Source organism: Pedobacter sp. 05L430 (genome assembly GCF_056397585.1).
Genome location: NZ_JBFTNT010000033.1, coordinates 1 through 18,120, shown reverse-complemented (window position 1 = coordinate 18,120; position 18,120 = coordinate 1). Strand labels below are relative to the sequence as shown.

Sequence of the window (18,120 nt, the reverse complement as noted above, 5' to 3'; positions counted from 1 at the left end):
CCTTCAAACGAACCAGTATGAAAAAGACTCTACAAACATGATCCAATAAGCTTCTTAAGTAAGTACAAGAGTGCTCGAACACTCCTGTACTAGGCTTTTAAAAGCCCCCTTTGTGACATCAATTAAATTGGTGAGGGGACCTCAATTAATTATATTTTTTCAAATACAACTTACTAAAATTATGAAATTTTATTTACATCATAAGCTTTTCTGGTGCAAAATCATGAGAATTACACTAAGTCAAATATTGGTATTGATACTATTTACCAGCATCACCTATTCCAAGCCCACTTTGGCCCAGGAGGCTTTGAATAAAAAAATAAGTTTAACCATAGTGAATAAAACGCTGCCTGAAGTTTTGAAAACACTGGCTGTGGCTAATAAAGTTCAGTTTATTTATAACCAGGATGTTATTCACTCTAACAATAAGATGTCTCTTCAGTTCGACGACGTTGAACTCAAAACAGTGCTTGATAATCTGTTGAGCAAATATTCAATTCACTATCAGGTGTATAAAAACAAAATCATTCTGATTGATGGTGAGCGACTCGAAACAAAACTTCAAGGCAGCTCAAAAGCCATTACGGTTACCGGTAAGGTGGTTGACGAGATCAATATGCCTTTGATTGGTGTTAGTGTTACTGTAAAAGGAACAAAAATTGGAACCATTACAGATATAGAAGGAAAGTTTAAGATTTCTGCTGAAAGTGCAAATGATATTTTAGTTTTTAAATACATCGGATATGTAACCTTTGAAGCGCCTGTCAATGGCACTCAGCCTTTAACTATTCAGCTAAAACCAGAAGATAAATCATTAAGTGAAGTTGTTGTAGTGGGATATGGTAAGAGTTCCAGAAAGGCCCTGATCAGCTCAATATCTTCCGTTAAAGGTGATGAACTGAATAAAGGCGCCATAAGCGACGTCGGACAGATGCTGCAAGGTAAGGTACCTGGACTAAACATCAGCCGAAGTGGTGATCCGAACCGCAATGCAGCTATTGTTATGCGTGGGGCTTCTACGTTACGGGAGGGTGCACAATCACCTTTATTCGTTATCGACGGTGTACCAGGTGCTGATATTTCATTGCTTGCACCAGATGACATAGCCTCGATCGACGTTTTGAAAGATGCTGCTGCTGCTGCCATTTACGGCAACAGAGCTGCAAACGGAGTGATCATGGTAACTACAAAACGGGGTACCGCAGGACAAGCTCAATTGGCTTACAGCGCTTATTTTGGTGTTGAGAATGTATCCAACCAGTACGAGATGATGAATGCTGAGCAGTTGAAAGCTTTCCTGGCTAGAAATAATTCTGCGTTAACACCAGCCAATGATCAGGGTGCAAATACCAACTGGCAAAATGAAGTACAACGTAAGGATGCCATATCGCAAAACCACAACCTTTCGCTTAGTGGTGGTACAGATAAAACTACGTATAATGCCAGCTTGAACTATTTCAAACAACAAGGTATTGTAAGAACAAGTGATCTGGGTCGTTTTATTGGCCGCATAGGTCTTGAACAAAAAGCCCTGAATGATAAATTAAAGATCGGGCTAAATCTGAGTAATTCAATTAGCGATGCCGATCTGGTGCCTTATCGTAATACAGTTCTTTCTCAGATGCTTACTTATTTGCCTACTTCGCCAGTTAAAAATCCTGATGGAACATACTTTGACAACCTGATTCAGACCAGTTATTATAATCCGGTTTCCATGCTGGAGAATGCAACTGAGAACCTGAAAACTAAAAATATATTGGGGACCTTTACTGCAAATCTTAAATTGCCTTTTGGTTTCACTTATGATGTTGCGGCTTCTTATCAGAATACCCAAACCGTATATGGGGCTTTTTACAACAGCATTTATACCTCTAGATACAACAACGTAAGGAACACACCCGACCCTCCGGCAAATCCTTCCTTTGTTTCACTGGTTGGTAAAGATGGTTTAGCCTTGAGAAACGCTTATCAGAATACCAATAAGATCGTGGAAACTTACCTGACCTGGAACAAAAAGTTTGGTGATCATGATATCAACGCGGTAGTCGGTTATTCTTATCAGCAATCACTGAACAACGATGGTTTACAGACTTCCTCAACAAATTTTCCGATTAATCAGGTTAGCTATTACAACCTGAGCTTAGGTAACCCTTATGCAATCACAGATTTCCGTGTTAACTATGGCCCAGAATACCTTTATCAGGAAATTCTGTTAATTTCTGACTTTGCAAGAGTAAATTACAATTACAAAAATAAGTATTTACTGCAAGGATCTATCCGGAGAGATGGATCGAACGTATTCGGCAAAAACGAAAAATGGGGTTACTTCCCTTCTGTAGGCGCCGGTTGGAACATCGACCAGGAAAATTTCTTAAAAAATCAAAGTCTGATCAGCACATTGAAACTACGTGGAAGTTACGGTATTGCTGGTAATTCGCTAGGCTTTGCTCCACTGACTACAAAATTGATCTATGGAGCGGTGGGGCAGTTTTATTACAACGGATCTCCTAGAGAAGGGGCCTATGGTGCTATTCAAAATGAGAACCCGGATCTGCGTTGGGAAAAAACAGCTACTGCAAATATCGGTATGGACTTCAGCATCTTTAAAGGAAGATTAGGTGGTTCAGTAGATTTTTATGATAAAAGGACTACAGACCTGATCATCGGCTTCGACGTCGATCAGAACCTCTACCCATCAGGTCAGTTAACAGCCAACGTAGGTAAATTAAGCAATAAAGGGGTGGAGATTGTTCTGAATGGTACACCGGTAAGTAATGACAATTTCAGTTGGACTACAGGAATCAACCTTGCCCACAACGTCAACAAAGTACTCACACTTTCTGATAGCCAGTTTAAAATCGATGATAGGCTCATCTTCCAGCCTGACGGTGGGGGACAAAGTGGGGCAACATTACAGATTCTATCACCCGGACAGCCAATAGGAACGTTCTTTACCTTCAAATATGCTGGTAAAGATGCCAATGGAGTTTCTCAATATTACGATGCGGCAGGAAATATCAAAACACAGGGATTACTGAATAAAACTGATTATTACGTAATTGGTAATGCACAACCTAAGGCTTTGATTGGTTGGACCAACTCGGTAAACTATAAGAACTTTGATCTGAGTGTTTTCGTAAGGGCAGTATTGGGCAATAAGATCATGAATGTAACCAGAGCTGACCTCTTCCGTCCTAACACTGCTCAATTTACCAACATACCTGTTGAAGTAGAGAATGAATCTACAGCAGATTTTAACTCTTACAGGTATTCTTCGCGCTTTCTTGAGAATGGCAGCTATCTGAGATTGGACAATGCAACTTTGGGCTACACCTTTAAGAAAAACATTATTCCTGGGGTTGGTTCGTTGCGTCTCTACACTACTGCCAACAATCTATTCGTGATTACCGGATATAAAGGTATTGATCCAGAGATCAATCAGGGTGGTTTGGCACCAGGTGTAGATACCAATAACTTTTATCCAAAAACCAGAACCTTTCTTTTTGGTCTAAATGTATCATTTAATTAAAATCTTAAGAAGATGAAAAATCTTATAAACATAGCAACCGGAGTAATTTTATCACTAACAATACTTACGTCCTGCCATAAACTGGACCTGGAGGTGAAAACCCAGTTAACTCCTGAAACCTTTCCCCAAACAGATCAACATTTTATACAATTGACCGGACAGGTGTACGTCCAGTTGCGTCAGGGCATCACCACCGATTATTTTTTCATGCAATCGCTAAGTACTGATGAATCCATCATGCCTGCAAGAGGAGGTAACTGGTATGATGGTGGTAGGTATGAACAACACCATAAACATACCTGGGATCCTGACAATGGGCATGTTAGCAGTGGCTGGGGATGGCTGTCAAGTGTAATCAGCAAGGCCAACCAAAGCCTGTTCTTACTTAAGGATGCACCGGAATCTCCCGCTAAAACCACAGCTTTAGCTGAAGTTAGAGCCACACGTGCATTGGCCTTTTTCATGATGATGGATCTATGGGGCAACATCCCTATTGTTACAACTTTTGGTGAAACTACATCTCCTGAGACAAAATCCAGAACAGCGGTTTTTAATTTCATCGAGGCCGAGCTCAAAGAAGTTTTACCAAACCTGAGTTCAGTTGTGGGAGCCGCTACTTATGGCCGTCCTACCAAATACACAGCAAATGCAATATTGGCTAAGATGTATTTGAATGCAGAGGTATATACCGGAACACAACGCTATAACGATGCCGTAGCACAGTGTGATGCCATTATTACCGCAACAGGAAGTCCATTCGCTTTAGAATCAGACTATAAAAAGATGTTTTTTATAGATAATGGACCTCAAATTAAAGAGTTTATTTTCGCTTTACCCTTTGATCCAGGGTTCTCAAATGGTTATCTCTTCTTCGCAAGGTATTCCTTGCCTCGCTCGTTACAAACAAAGTTTAGCTTGAAACATACACCAAGTGCACCTATGAGTACGCTACCTGAATACTATGCGAATTTCGATGATCCTAATGACAAGCGAAATATGCAATGGATAAAAGGTTTGCAATACTTGTTCTCGGGAGCGCCTGTTAATGTATCGACAACAAAGAAAGGATACGATCAATTCTATGCGGGATCTGATGGCGCTACTCCGATCAATTATCAGGTAGACATTACGCCAAACGTTACTTTACGTGATGCCTCCAGACCTTTCGACGCAGGTAATGATGAAATCGCATGGAACATGGGCTATCGCAACAATAAATTCTATTGCGACAGTACTTCGTCCAACAGGAATCAAAATAATGATTTTCCAATGTTCAGGTATTCCGATATTTTATTGATGAAAGCAGAGGCGATATTGCGTGGAGCAACCCCTACGCAGGGCCAAACGGCTTTATCACTGGTGAATCAGTTGCGTGCAGTACGTACTACCTCGGCAGCTTGGGGCTCCGTTACTCTTGAAGACCTCTATAAAGAGCGTTGCAGGGAATTTGCCTGGGAGTGCTGGCACCGTAATGATATGATCCGTTTTGGAAAGTATGAAGGGACATGGGGTTTTAAAACAAACAATGATGTGCGAAGACGTTTGATGCCTATACCCGCTAGTGCCAGGGTACTCAATCCCAAACTTGAACAAAATCCGGGATATAATTAGAGCGATTTTTATGGTATAACCACTTCGTTATGCTATCGCCACTTCGTCATCTCGACGATAGGAGAGATCTCTTGTTTATACCAATTTGCTTCCCAGCTACTTAATGGTCAAGAGATCTCTCCTATCGTCGAGATGACGACAGTTTTAAAGATGACAACAAACCATGAATGAACTAAGAAAATATACACTTGTCTTAAACATTTTTTTAATCAGTTTCTTACCCTTAATTTCTAAGGCCATAAGCTCAAAAGATAATGTTAAAGAATATAATATTGTTACCTACGGGGCAAAAGGAGATGGCCGAACTGATGATGCTCTGGCCATTCAAAAGGCCATTGATGCCTGTTCTGATGCGGGCGGTGGTAGGGTAGTTGTACCCTCAGGAAAAACCTATCTGGCCGGACCTTTCAAGCTTAAGTCTTTTGTAGATTTTTATATTGAAACCAATGCTAAAGTATTGGCAAATCCCGATGAGAAAGTATATACAGAAAGTGCATTTCGTGAAAATAAAGGCGAAGGAACCATATGGATTGGTGGTGAGAAGTTAGTTAATGTTACCATTCATGGAGCTGGAACTATTGATGGCAATGGTATCTCTTTTATGGGTGCTGAATTGGAAGATTCTTATGTGTTAAAACCTTTTAATGTTGTTGATCCCAGACCCCATATTCTTACCATTATTGGAGGCAGGAACATCAGAATAAGTGACCTTACCATTCAAAACTCAGCCTATTGGACAGTCCATTTAATTGGCTGCGATGATGTGGTCATAGATAATATCACCCTTTTGAACAGTTTAAAAGTAAGGAATAGTGATGGGATAGATCTTGATCACAGTAAAAATGTAAGGATCAGTAATTGTTACATAGAATCTGGTGATGATTGTATCTGTTTAAAAAACAGAAGGGAGTATGAAGAATTTGGTGCTTGCGAAAATATCACTGTTAGCAATTGTACCATGAGCTCTCGTTCGTGTGCTATTAAAATAGGGTCAGAAAACATGGATAGCATCAATAACGTGTTAATTAATAATTGTATTATCAGCAAAAGCAATAGAGGTATTGGTATTCAAAACCGGGATGAAGGGACAGTTTCCAACGTGATATTTTCAAATATAATTATTGACGCTCATTTGTTTTCTGATGTTTGGTGGGGCAAGGCCGAGCCAATCTATGTAACTGCCTATCCGCGGGCAAAAGGCAATAATAAAGATGCAGGCTGGCGTTTCCCTAAGGGGCAGACTGAAGGAAAAGTGGGAGCAGTAACGGGCATCTATTTCAACAATGTTAAATGTGTTAGCGAGAATGGTATTTATGTAGGTGCAGAATCGCCAGATAAAGTGTCGGGAGTTGTTTTTGATGGGGTTGATGTATTCATCAATAAAACGACGACACTACCAGGGGGAGTTTACGATCGTCGGCCGAGCAATGTTGAGGGGCTTTTGAAAGCCAGAACATCCGCTTTTTACCTTGATAAGGCAAGTCAGATTACCTTAAGAAATTGCGCGGTAACCTGGGGTAAAAACAGGCCCGACTATTTTGCACATGTATTGGAGAGTAATGGCGTTAGAGATTTAAAAACGATTAACCTGGAAGGGGAATCTGCTTTCCCTGCTAAATTTGAGGCAATCAAGAAACAATGAAAAACATAATCAGATCGTTTTTTATTAGCTTTAAAAACAATACGTAGTTTAATTATGAGAAGTGTCTCCTTTATTTTTCGTTGTGGTTTGGGCAGTTTGTTGCTGTTTAGCCTTGGTTTATCCTTAAAAGCGCAAGATGTAGTACAGTATGTGCAGCCTCTTGCCGGTACAGCCGCCAGCACAACCAGTGCAGCCTTAAAGCACGGTAGCGGAACCGAATTAAATGCCAATACTATCCCAGCCGTAGGCCTCCCTTTTGGGATGACTCAGTTCAGTCCCGAAACACGTAAATCAGAAACCAAATGTCTTCCCCCATATCTTTATAAAGACAGTGTGCTCACCGGTATTAGGGCTACACATTGGCTTAGCGGTTCCTGTACACAGGATTACGGCAGCTTTACTATTATGCCGATGATGGGGAGTTTAAAGACCAAACCAGAAGAATATGGCGCAGTATTTTCTCATGAGCAGGAAATCACCAGTCCAAATTACTATAAGGTCAGCTTACCTAAGTATCAATTGGATGTAGAACTTACTGCAACACTTCGTTCGTCGATGATGCAGTTTACAGCACATCGTGCAGATAGCTTATACTTGCTGATTATGCCTAACAGCGATCAGGGAAAAGGATTTGTGAAGATCGATAAAGAMAATGGAGTGGTGTGGGGTTATAATCCTGTTCACCGCATTTATCAGGGCTGGGGTGAACCTGCGGGGTTTAACGGCTTCTTTTATCTGAAAGTTGAAAAGGCAATTGCCAGTCAGGGAACATTCAGTTCCAAAGGTGTCCTTGCTACAGATTCTATTGGTAAACAAAAAGATATTGGTGCCTATCTGGGATTTAAAGTAAATAAAGGAGAGGTACTAAGGGTGCAGGTAGGTACTTCTTTCAGTAGTCTGGAAGGAGCAAGGAAAAACCTGGAACAGGAGATCACTAATTGGGACTTTCCAGCGCTAACCGCACAAAACAAGCAAGTTTGGCAACAAGCCCTGAGTCAGGTCAAAGTTGAGACATCAGTTGTTAAAGACAAGCGTATATTCTATACAGCATTTTATCACAGCATGCAGCACCCACGCTTATTTAATGATGTGGATGGCACCTATCCAAGGTTTTCAGGTAGCTATCAGTTAGAAAATTTATCAAAAGGCAATTATTATGACGATTTTTCCATGTGGGACATTTACCGGGCTCAATTACCCTTATTTGAGTTGCTGAAACCTGAATTGATCAATGATGCGGTTCAATCTATGATCCTGAAAGGGAGCCAGGGAGGCTGGTTGCCTATTTTTCCATGCTGGAACAGTTATACTGCAGCAATGATTGGCGATCATGGAACAGCTTTTATTGCCTCTGCTTATACAAAGGGAATCCGTAATTACGATGTGAATGAGGCTTATCGATTGATGCGGCAAAATGCGTTTGATAGTCCATCAAAACCAGACTATGTAAACGGGCAAGGAAGACGTGCATTGGATACTTATTTGAAATATGGCTACATTCCAATGGAAGACAGTGTACCCGAGGCTTTTCATAAAAAAGAACAGGTCAGCAGAACTTTGGAATATGCCTATGACGATTATGCTTTGGCCATGGTAGCAAAGGGATTGAACAAAACTGCTGATTATACCACATTGATGAGCAGGAGTAAAAATTATCGCAATGTTTTTGATGCAAAGGTGAACATGATGCGGGGCAGGTATATCAATAAAAGCTGGTATGAGCCTTTTAAAGGAAATGCCAAAGAGCCTTATATTACAGAGGGTACACCGCAACAGTATACCTTTTACGTACCACATGATGTACAGGGACTGGCCGAATTGATGGGAGGCAGAAGCAAGCTGGAACAATCATTAGATACGCTTTTTAATGGCGGCGAGTATTGGCATGGAAATGAACCAGGGCACCAGATACCTTTTTTATATAATTACACCGGTTCCCCATGGAAAACACAGCTTAGGGTAAAAGAGATTCTGGCCAATGAATATAGTGACGGACCTGGAGGTTTGAGTGGCAATGATGATGCCGGGCAAATGTCTGCCTGGTATGTGTTTGCTTCTCTGGGATTTTACCCTGTAGATCCGGTTTCCAATAATTATTTGCTTACCACTCCTTTATTTGACCGCATTACGATAAGTCTTCCTAATGCAAAAAAACTAACTATTGTAACACACAAACAATCTAAAAACTCAGGCCATATTTCAGCGGTTAAGTGGGATAAGAAAGCTTATACCAAGAGTTACCTCAGTCATGATAGATTGAAAGATGGGGGCCTTATTGAAGTTACTTTAACAGATAAACCGAATAAAAGGTGGGCTACAGGTTTAACTGATCAACCCTTGGTAAAGAAATAAATAATTGCATGATTTCGGCAACGATTGCATAAATTTTTATTGCTTACATTAGGCAAAAGGGCATTAAACTTCTTAATATCGTATTGAAATACGCCCTTTTAACCAAGTACACTCAATGAAAATAACATTAAATAAGATCCTTTTGCCAATTCTTTTTGTTTTAGTAACCGCTGTAGCCTCATTTGGGCAGAAAGCAGTTAAAACTGACAATGTCAAATTAAAACTAATTACAGACGGACTTTCACATCCTACAGCAATGGCTGTTACTAAAAAAGAACCGAATTTGCTTTTTGTTTGTGAACAGGAGGGGCGTATACGTATTATAGAGAATGGAAAGTTAATCCAAACCCCTTTTCTTGACATCTCAAAGGAAGTGATAAAAAATGAAGGCTACGATGAACGTGGATTACTTGGCCTGGCATTTCATCCTAACTATGCCACTAATGGTAAATTCTATATATACTGCAGTGCTCCTTCGCAAAAAGGCAAAGGAACAGACCACCAATCAGAGGTAAGAGAATACACGGTATCTAAAAATAATAACAAGATTGCCGATAAGACGAAAATGCGTAAGGTACTGGTTGTTGATCAGCCAGAATCCAATCATAATGGTGGGTGTTTGCAGTTTGGAGCAGATGGATTTCTTTATATCTCTCTTGGCGATGGCGGTGGCCAGAACGACATGCATGGTGAATATGGGAATGCACAGAATTTAACCAATCTGCTTGGAAAAATTAGCAGGATTGATGTAAATAAGATCCCATACGGGATTCCTGCCGATAATCCATTTGTAAATACTGCTAATGTACGCCCTGAAATCTATGCTTATGGATTTAGAAACCCATGGCGTTTCAGCTTTGATCGTAAAACCAATGAGCTTTTTGCTGGTGAGGTAGGTCAGGATAAATACGAGGAAATAGATCTGGTTACAAAAGGGGGCAACTACGGTTGGCGTGCATTTGAAGGTGTTCATTCCTACAGGCCAGCAGATCCACAACCTAAAGAACATATTTTGCCAATTGCCGAATATCCTCATACCGAAGGCATAAGCATTACAGGTGGATATGTTTACCGTGGTAAGGTAATTCCATCCTTAAGTGGTAAGTATGTTTTTGGCGATTTTATGGGGCCGGTCTGGAACCTTTCCAAAGGTTCAAACAACAAATGGGTAAGAACAAAAATGTCAATTTCCAGAGATCCGGGATACTGGCATATCTACAGTTTTGGAGAGGATCTTAAAGGTGATATATATATGCTTACCGTTTTGCTGGAAAGCCAAAAGGGTGTGTTGTATAAAATGGTTCCATAATCTTTCAATTTTGACAATCATGAAACGAATAATTTTCTGTGTCTTGTGCCTTGTTGGCTTAATCTCTGTTGGAGTTTTTGCGCAGCAAACCAAGGTTGTTTATTTATCAGGAACTGATAAGGACAATACTGTTAAGTGGGAATTCTTTTGTACCAAGGGAATGAATAGCGGTAAATGGACTGAGATACCAGTTCCCTCTCAATGGGAACTACAGGGATTTGGTGGTTACAATTATGGTCATGACAAGAAAAAATCGGATGAGCAGGGGCTGTACCGCTATCATTTTAAAGCAGACAAATCCTGGGCTGATAAAGAGATTCAACTTGTTTTTGAAGGGGTGATGACTGATGCTGAAGTCAAAATTAACGGTCAACTGGCTGGAGCGGTACACCAGGGTAGTTTTTATCGTTTTAATTACCATGTAAATAATCTGTTAAAATTTGATGCCGATAATGTGTTGGAAGTAACCGTAAGTAAACAAAGTGCTGATCCTACAGTAAATGATGCTGAAAGAGAAGGCGATTTCTGGGTGTTTGGAGGTATTTTTCGCCCTGTTTACCTTAAGGTAATGCCTAAGTCGTTTATTAACCGTGTTGCAATTGATGCAAAGGCCGATGGGAATTTCGGAATAGATGTATTTACTGGCAATATAAAGTCTGGAGATAAAATATCCGTGCAATTGAAAACATTAAAAGGAGCTTCATTCGGAACTCCGTTAACTTACAGTGTATCTAATCCTGCAGATTCTATAAGGCTTGCCGGTAAGTTTACTAATCCTAGCCTCTGGAACCCTGAATTCCCAAATCTTTATACTGCTGATGTGAGCATAGTAAGAAATGGGGCCGTTGTTCATCTACTAAATCAACGCTTTGGATTCAGAACAGTAGAGGTAAGAAAGTCGGACGGTATTTATGTAAACGACACTAAGATTTTAATAAAAGGGGTAGATCGTCACAGTTTCTGGCCGGAAAGCGGCAGAACACTAGGTAGAAAGATTCATCTTCAGGATATTATGCTCATGAAAGATATGAACATGAACGGTGTTCGTATGTCCCATTATCCGCCTGATGCCGAATTCTTAGACCTTTGCGATTCTATAGGGTTATTTGTAATTGATGAACTAACCGGTTGGCAACAACATTATGGTACTCCCGTTGGGCGAAAGCTGGTTAAAGAATTGATAGTTCGCGACGTGAACCATCCAAGTGTTGTGTTTTGGGCAAATGGAAATGAAGGAGGGTTTAATTTCGATTTGGATAACGACTATGCATTTTATGATCCGCAAAAACGGGTAGTGATTCATCCCTGGAGTAATTTTAACAACATAGACACTAAACACTATCCTGAATACAGTTACATCGAAAATGCCGCTAAAAAACAAGATATACTGCTTCATACTGAAATGATCCATGGTCTTTACGACGGAGGACATGGAGCAAGTCTTGATGATAACTGGAAGCTCATTCGTCAAAATCCGAGGCATGCAGGAGGCTTTCTGTGGGCATTAACCGACGAAGGAGTGGTTAGAAAAGATAAAAAAGACAGTCTGGATACCGATGGAAATCATGGGGCGGATGGTATTGTTGGTCCTCACCGCGAAAAAGAAGGAAGTTTCTATACCATCAAAGAGGTTTGGAGCCCGGTACAGCCCAAAAAACCGGATTTTACTTCACAAAACATAACTATTGAGCTAGAAAATAACTACTTGTACACCAATCTTTCTGATTGTAAGTTTAGCTGGCAACTGGTTAAATATCCTTTGGCAACAGATAAAAAAAGTGGATTTACCCAAATTTCTTCGGGCAAATTATCAGTTGCATTGGCACCGGGTAAAACAGATAATTTCAAACTAAACCTTTCTTCTAACTGGAAGGATGCAGATGCATTGCGGTTTACCGCTACAAACAGTCAAGGTCGAGAAATTTATACCTGGATTTGGCCTATTAAAACCACCGCTCAAATTGCACAGAAGAATTTGATTTCTATAGTCAAACAAAAAAGTAAAATTACAGAATCAGAAAAAGAGAATGAATATGTTGTGGTACAGAATGGTGTAACATATACTTTTGATACGCAGACGGGTTATTTAAAAACTGTTGAAAATAGTAAAGGGGCAGTTTCCCTTGGTAATGGTCCTATCCTTGCAGGTGTAGATCAGACACTTCAGAGCTTTAAACATACTAAAACAGCAAATGGGGGAATCATAGTAGAAAGTTCTTACTCAGGTGAATCAACGCTGCATGCCAAATGGTTATTTGCTGCAGGAAAACCTGTAACTCTGGAGTACGATTATACACAAACAGGAACCGCAAATTTTTATGGGATCACTTTTAACATCGACGAATCTAAAATAAAAGGAATGCGATGGTTGGGCGATGGACCTTACAGAACCTGGAAAAACAGATTAAAAGGAGTGAGTACAAGCGTTTGGGAAAAGAGTTACAATAATACCATAACTGGCGAAACTTTTATTTACCCGGAATTTAAGGGCTATCATGCTAATCTGTATTGGGCAGAAATACAAGCGGGGAGTTCTTCATTTAAGGTATATACTGATAAATCAGACTTGTTTCTGCAGATGCTGAAACCGGATAAGCAACGTACATCGTTCATCCCTCATGTAAACCCTCCTTTTCCAGAAGGAAACCTTGGATTTTTAAATGCAATAGCACCTATTGGGAATAAATTTAAGCAGGCAGATTCAATGGGACCACAAAGTCAAAAAAACATTGCGGTGGGTTCAAAGGTATCAGGAAAGCTTTGGTTCGACTTCAATTAGGTCGTTTAGGTAAGTATAGGAGTTTTTTAGTACATTCATCATGTTTTAGCTTACGTGCTTTATGTATAAACCTATAACTTTAAAAGATATCGCAATAGCACTGGACCTTTCACCTTCAACGGTTTCCCGGGCGTTAAGGGATACTTACGACATTAGTGAAAAGACAAAAAAACTGGTAAATGACTATGCCACTCTTGTAAATTATCAATCCAACCCAATGGCGGCCGGACTGAGGAGTAAAAAAAGTAAATCTATTGGCATAGTTGTCCCTGATTTAGCAAATAGTTTCTTTTCACAAGCCATATCAGGAATTGAGTCAATAGCTGAAAAAGAGGGTTATCATACCATAATCTCGCAAACAAAAGATTCATATCACAAGGAAATCGAAGTGATTAACCATATGGCTAACCGCTATGTTGATGGTCTGATCATTACCATGTCTTCCGAAACAACTGAATATACACATCTACAGCAAATGCATAAAAGCGGTTTGCCCATTGTCTTCTTCGACAGGATTGTAGATGAAATAAATACCTATAAAGTAGTTTGCAATAATTTTGAAAGCTGTTATAAGGCCACTACGCAATTAATAGAAAATGGTAAAAGAAATATCGCTTTTCTAGCTAATGCACCACAATTGTCAATATCTAAAGAGCGGATAGGCGGATATAAAACAGCAATGACTGATCAGCTAATTTCATCGCGTGATGAACTGATCAAGTTCTGTCCTTCAGGAGGCAGCGATTATGAAGAAGTTGAACTGGCAATAAAACAATTGATGGCATTAGACGAGAGCCCCGATGCAATATTTGTGGCGGGAGACAGGCTGAGCATGGCTTGCCTGAGAGCTGTAAAAAATTTAGGTATTAAAAGCGATGAACTGTCAATCATAGGTTTTTCGAATGTAGATATTATTGATTTGCTTCAAACCCCAATTTCTCATATCAGACAACGAGCTTTTGAAATGGGGCAAATATCTATGACCATGCTTTTAAAAATAATTGAGACTAAATATCCAATTACTGACTTTGAAACCAAAGTAATTGATGCTGATATATTTTGGATGGAACATCTAAGCGTATGAAAAACAAACTTCAGTTAAAGTTCATGCTGATATTGGCATTGATGATTGGCATTGGTAAACAGACGATGGCTCAAACCGGCATCAGTCATATTTTAGCGCCAAAAGTTTTACCAGGAAAAGGACTTAAGCAATTCGATTTTTTTTATGCCGGTGAAGCCAAATCCCGCAATATGTATATTGTGCGTGGTGGTAAAATAACATGGTCTTATATAGATACACTGGGAAGAGGGGAAATTAGTGATGCAATATTAATGAAAAATGGAAATGTATTGTTTGCCCACCAATATGGCATTACTTTAATTAATTCCAATAAAAAAGTGCTTTGGAAGTATAATACACCAGAAGGGTTCGAAACGCATACAGCTCAGCTCATTGGCAAAACACATGTTGTATTTGTTCAAAATGGTAATCCGGCCAAAGTTTTAGTCATGAATATCAACAGTAATAAGATTGAAAAAGAATTTAAGTTACCTTTTAAAAGTGGTACTCACGGTCAAATCAGACATGCCAGATTAACAAAAGAAGGAACTATACTAGTTGCTCATATGGACTTGGGCAAGGTTTGCGAGTATAACATCAATGGCAAGGAACTTTTATCACTTAATGTTCCCAGTGTTTGGTCGGCCGTACAATTAAAAAACGGCAATATATTGGTCACCAGTAATAATCGATTTGTTCGGGAAATCACACGCAGCGGCACGATCGTTTKGGAGTACATTTTAGATGAAATACGCGATTATAAGGTTTCATCACCACAACTTGCAACACGTTTACCTAATGGCAATACACTTATAAATAACTGGTTTAACCAATGGGATAGTAAACTAGACCCTGAAAATGCACCGGTACAGGCTATCGAAGTTACACCAGCTAAAAAAATTGTGTGGGCACTCCGCTCATGGGCAGCACCGGTAAATTTGGGGCCATCAACTACCATCCAGTTACTTAAGGATATCGGTTCACTAGAAAAGTTTCATTTTGGTGAAATAAGATAAAGATGTTTTAAAAAAAGCCCCCATTCGACCGGGGGCTTTTTTTTTTCGTATAAAATTATTTTCATTGAATTTAATTGCAATTCTAAGAGTATAGGATTGGATTCTTTGTGTCTTAATTGTATGGAGGAAAAGAAACCAAAAAAAGATGATTGTGAGGAAGAGGGGCCTTTATCCTTTAGAGTTGAAAAAGTTTCTCCACAAAAAATAAAGGAACACTGGCAAAAAATAGCGAATAGAATTAATGGAATACCMAAGACGGCTCCCGATGCTGGTATTCCAAATAACAAAGATAATCCCAATAAAAATGATACCTACTAAAGCTTCCTTTACGGATAAGAAATATCTGGTTACCCTTTTTTTTGTCACCTCTCTTTTTATGTTATGGGGCATCGCCATTACCATGGCCGATGTTTTAAATAAACATTTTCAGCATGTACTGAGCTTGAGCAGATCGCAATCGGCCTTTGTACAATTTGCCGTGTTTGGCGCCTATGCGGTGATGGGAATTCCTGCCGGCTTGTTTATGAAACGATATGGTTATAAAAACGGAGTATTACTTGGTTTATCACTTTTTGCAGCAGGTGCCTTTCTTTTTGTTCCTGCTGCTTATACCTCCTCATTTGCTTTTTTTGGTCTTGCCTTGTTTATCCTGGGTTGTGGCTTATCAACGCTCGAAACTGTAGCACACCCTTTTGTAGCTGCACTAGGAGACCAGCGCACAAGTGATCAAAGGATTAATTTTGCCCAATCTTTTAATGCAGTGGGCGCAATGCTGGGACCATTGATCGGCTCTTATTTTTTACTAAGAAACAACACGCCGGGAAGCACAGACCTAACTTCAGTAAGGATTTTATATCTGGTAATAGGGGGAGTGATTGTATTGATTGCCATTTCTTTTGCAATGGTTAAGGTAAAAGATACCACTGATCCACATGCCGTGCTGGCAGATGAAGCAGCTGTGAATGTTGATGTTGCACCTGATAAAAAACTTTTTGAACACAAGCATTTTGTATGGGCGGTGATTGCACAATTTTTCAATGTGGCGGCGCAGGCTGGAACTTGGGCATTTTTTATCAACTACGGACATGAAAAAATGGGATTCAGCGATGAAAAAGCCGGAAATTATATGGTCTTGTTTATGGGGTTAATGCTTCTAGGTCGCTTCACAGGTACCTTTTTAATGCGGGTAATTGCACCAAATAAGCTGTTGGCGGCTTTTGCCCTGTGGAATGTGTTAATGTGTATTATCGTAGCACAAGGATTGGGCTGGCCTTCTTATGTAGCCTTGCTGATGATCAATTTCTTTTTTAGCATCATGTTTCCTACTATTTTCAGTCTTGGAATCAAGAATCTAGGTGCCCACACCCAGCAGGCTTCCTCATTCATTTCTATGGGAGTTGTGGGAGGGGCCTTTTTTCCATTCATTATGGGAAGAATGGCAGACCATTTTGGAGTGGCTCATGCGTATTATGCACCCATTGCCTGTTACCTGGTGATTTTCTTTTTCGGAGCTAGATTTTATAAAGTAAAACATTAATGAAACGAAAGATAGTAAGTGTGTTCTTGTCAGGCCTTTTTTGGGTTGGTATGGCAAGGGCTCAGCACATCAAAATACCTTCTTTAACCCATACTGAACACCCAAGACTGCTCACCGATGCGAAAACGGGAAAAGCACGACTGGCCACATTGATTAGTCGTGAAGATTGGGCAAAAACTACATATGAGAAAATTACTGCTGAGGTAAGTCCTTACGTTGATCGGCATCAACAAGACAGCACCTGGATGGTTTCCCGCCTACAGATGTACTGGAATACCCATTCAACAGATGTTTTCATAAAAAATGGTGCTTATGCCTATGCAACAGGAAAAGCGCCTGTCCCAACAGTACGGTTTACCGGTACCAGAGATGTTGCCAGTCAGTATATGCGGCCTAAACTGGAAGATATTAAACCCTACATGGATCAGGATGGCAAGGTCTATTTTCAAAGCAAGGGATCCGGACAGGCCTGGGAATGGGTAGATCAGTCTAAAACAGGCAGAAGTATTGAATCGATAAATATTGAAATCATCAATAAGGCAAGAGATGCGGCAATGATTTACTGGTATACCGGATCAGAAAAATATGGAAAATTCGCTTACGATCTTTTCAAAACCTATATGACCGGAATGTATTACCGGAATGAACCAATAGACCTGAACAAAGGGCATGATCAGACTTTGGTAGGTTTGTCGTCATTTGAAGTAATTCATGAAGACATCCTGGAGCCTTTAACTGCATGCTATGATTTTTTGCATGGCTACATTCAAAAAAAACACCCCAAACAATTGCCTTTGTATGCAGAAACATTTAAGAAATGGGCAGATATTATTATTAAAAACGGTGTGCCTTTCAATAATTGGAACCTGATAGAGGCAAGGTTTGTTGCCTGCATCGCCCTGATACTTGAAAATGATCAGGTTTATCCGGATAAAAAAGGTTGTGGGTACTATCTGGATCAGATTTTGAATCAAACTCATACACGGCAATGGGCTCTTACCGATATTTTAAAGAAAGGCTATGATCCCAAGACGGGAATATGGGCCGAATCTCCGGGCTATTCGGTAAATGTTTTGGCTGATTTTACGGGTTTTGTAAACTTCTTTGATAGAACCATGAAAATGGATCTCTTACCTGAACTGCCTGTGCTTAGTCAGGCAGTTTCTGCACAGCCACAATACTTATTTCCCAATGGGTCTATCGTTGGATTTGGGGACACTCATTATGGGCCAATCCGCATGGAACCCATGGAAGATCTGATCAGGAATGCCAGGTTGCATGG

10 protein-coding genes and 1 pseudogene are annotated in these 18,120 nt (G+C 40.0%); all 11 read left to right on the top strand.

All coding sequences use genetic code 11. From position 1 onward, the window contains the following. Nucleotides 1-223: 223 nt before the first annotated feature. Entirely contained in the window at nt 224-3,529 is a 3,306-nt protein-coding gene (locus AC1DG9_RS08125; protein WP_288879195.1) for a SusC/RagA family TonB-linked outer membrane protein, read from the top strand. A 12-nt stretch (nt 3,530-3,541) separates the two neighbouring features. Continuing rightward, entirely contained in the window at nt 3,542-5,140 is a 1,599-nt protein-coding gene (locus AC1DG9_RS08120) for a RagB/SusD family nutrient uptake outer membrane protein (RefSeq protein ID WP_288879196.1), read from the top strand. Nucleotides 5,141-5,303: 163 nt separating this feature from the next. Next, entirely contained in the window at nt 5,304-6,782 is a 1,479-nt protein-coding gene (locus tag AC1DG9_RS08115; protein ID WP_288879197.1) for a glycoside hydrolase family 28 protein, read from the top strand. A gap of 54 nt (nt 6,783-6,836) precedes the next feature. After that, a complete protein-coding gene (locus AC1DG9_RS08110; RefSeq protein ID WP_477634491.1) occupies nt 6,837-9,134 on the top strand; it encodes a GH92 family glycosyl hydrolase in 2,298 nt (765 codons plus the stop codon). A 115-nt stretch (nt 9,135-9,249) separates the two neighbouring features. Continuing rightward, the gene (locus tag AC1DG9_RS08105) at nt 9,250-10,443 is read left to right on the top strand and encodes a PQQ-dependent sugar dehydrogenase (RefSeq protein WP_337716818.1); all 1,194 of its coding nucleotides are present in this window, start codon (nt 9,250-9,252) and stop codon (nt 10,441-10,443) included. Nucleotides 10,444-10,462: 19 nt separating this feature from the next. Further along, nucleotides 10,463-13,222 (top strand): glycoside hydrolase family 2 protein, encoded by a 2,760-nt coding sequence (locus AC1DG9_RS08100; RefSeq protein WP_337716820.1) that lies wholly within the window; start codon nt 10,463-10,465, stop codon nt 13,220-13,222. Nucleotides 13,223-13,283: 61 nt separating this feature from the next. Then, nucleotides 13,284-14,306 carry a LacI family DNA-binding transcriptional regulator gene (locus AC1DG9_RS08095; RefSeq protein WP_288879201.1) on the top strand — a complete coding sequence of 341 codons (1,023 nt, stop codon included), beginning with the start codon at nt 13,284-13,286 and terminating at the stop codon, nt 14,304-14,306. Beyond that, nucleotides 14,303-15,301, top strand: coding sequence for a hypothetical protein (locus AC1DG9_RS08090; RefSeq protein WP_477634490.1), 999 nt, complete (start codon nt 14,303-14,305; stop codon nt 15,299-15,301). The genes AC1DG9_RS08095 and AC1DG9_RS08090 overlap by 4 nt, the downstream gene beginning before the upstream one ends. Nucleotides 15,302-15,421: 120 nt before the next feature. Then, nucleotides 15,422-15,619 carry a hypothetical protein gene (locus AC1DG9_RS08085; protein ID WP_172660158.1) on the top strand — a complete coding sequence of 66 codons (198 nt, stop codon included), beginning with the start codon at nt 15,422-15,424 and terminating at the stop codon, nt 15,617-15,619. Continuing rightward, nucleotides 15,606-16,838 carry an L-fucose:H+ symporter permease gene (gene fucP, locus AC1DG9_RS08080; protein WP_288879203.1) on the top strand — a complete coding sequence of 411 codons (1,233 nt, stop codon included), beginning with the start codon at nt 15,606-15,608 and terminating at the stop codon, nt 16,836-16,838. Before AC1DG9_RS08085 ends, fucP begins: the two co-directional genes overlap by 14 nt. Then, nucleotides 16,838-18,120 (top strand): annotated as a pseudogene (locus AC1DG9_RS08075) (hypothetical protein); the annotation flags it as partial. The gene fucP and the pseudogene AC1DG9_RS08075, both read left to right, overlap by 1 nt.

Excerpts from the sequence above, each read along its gene's own strand:
- AC1DG9_RS08125 (WP_288879195.1), top strand. The coding sequence starts at position 224 with ATGAGAATTACACTAAGTCAAATATTGGTATTGATACTATTTACCAGC.
- AC1DG9_RS08120 (WP_288879196.1), top strand. The coding sequence starts at position 3,542 with ATGAAAAATCTTATAAACATAGCAACCGGAGTAATTTTATCACTAACA.
- AC1DG9_RS08115 (WP_288879197.1), top strand. The coding sequence starts at position 5,304 with ATGAATGAACTAAGAAAATATACACTTGTCTTAAACATTTTTTTAATC.
- AC1DG9_RS08105 (WP_337716818.1), top strand. The coding sequence starts at position 9,250 with ATGAAAATAACATTAAATAAGATCCTTTTGCCAATTCTTTTTGTTTTA.
- AC1DG9_RS08100 (WP_337716820.1), top strand. The coding sequence starts at position 10,463 with ATGAAACGAATAATTTTCTGTGTCTTGTGCCTTGTTGGCTTAATCTCT.
- AC1DG9_RS08095 (WP_288879201.1), top strand. The coding sequence starts at position 13,284 with ATGTATAAACCTATAACTTTAAAAGATATCGCAATAGCACTGGACCTT.
- fucP (WP_288879203.1), top strand. The coding sequence starts at position 15,606 with ATGATACCTACTAAAGCTTCCTTTACGGATAAGAAATATCTGGTTACC.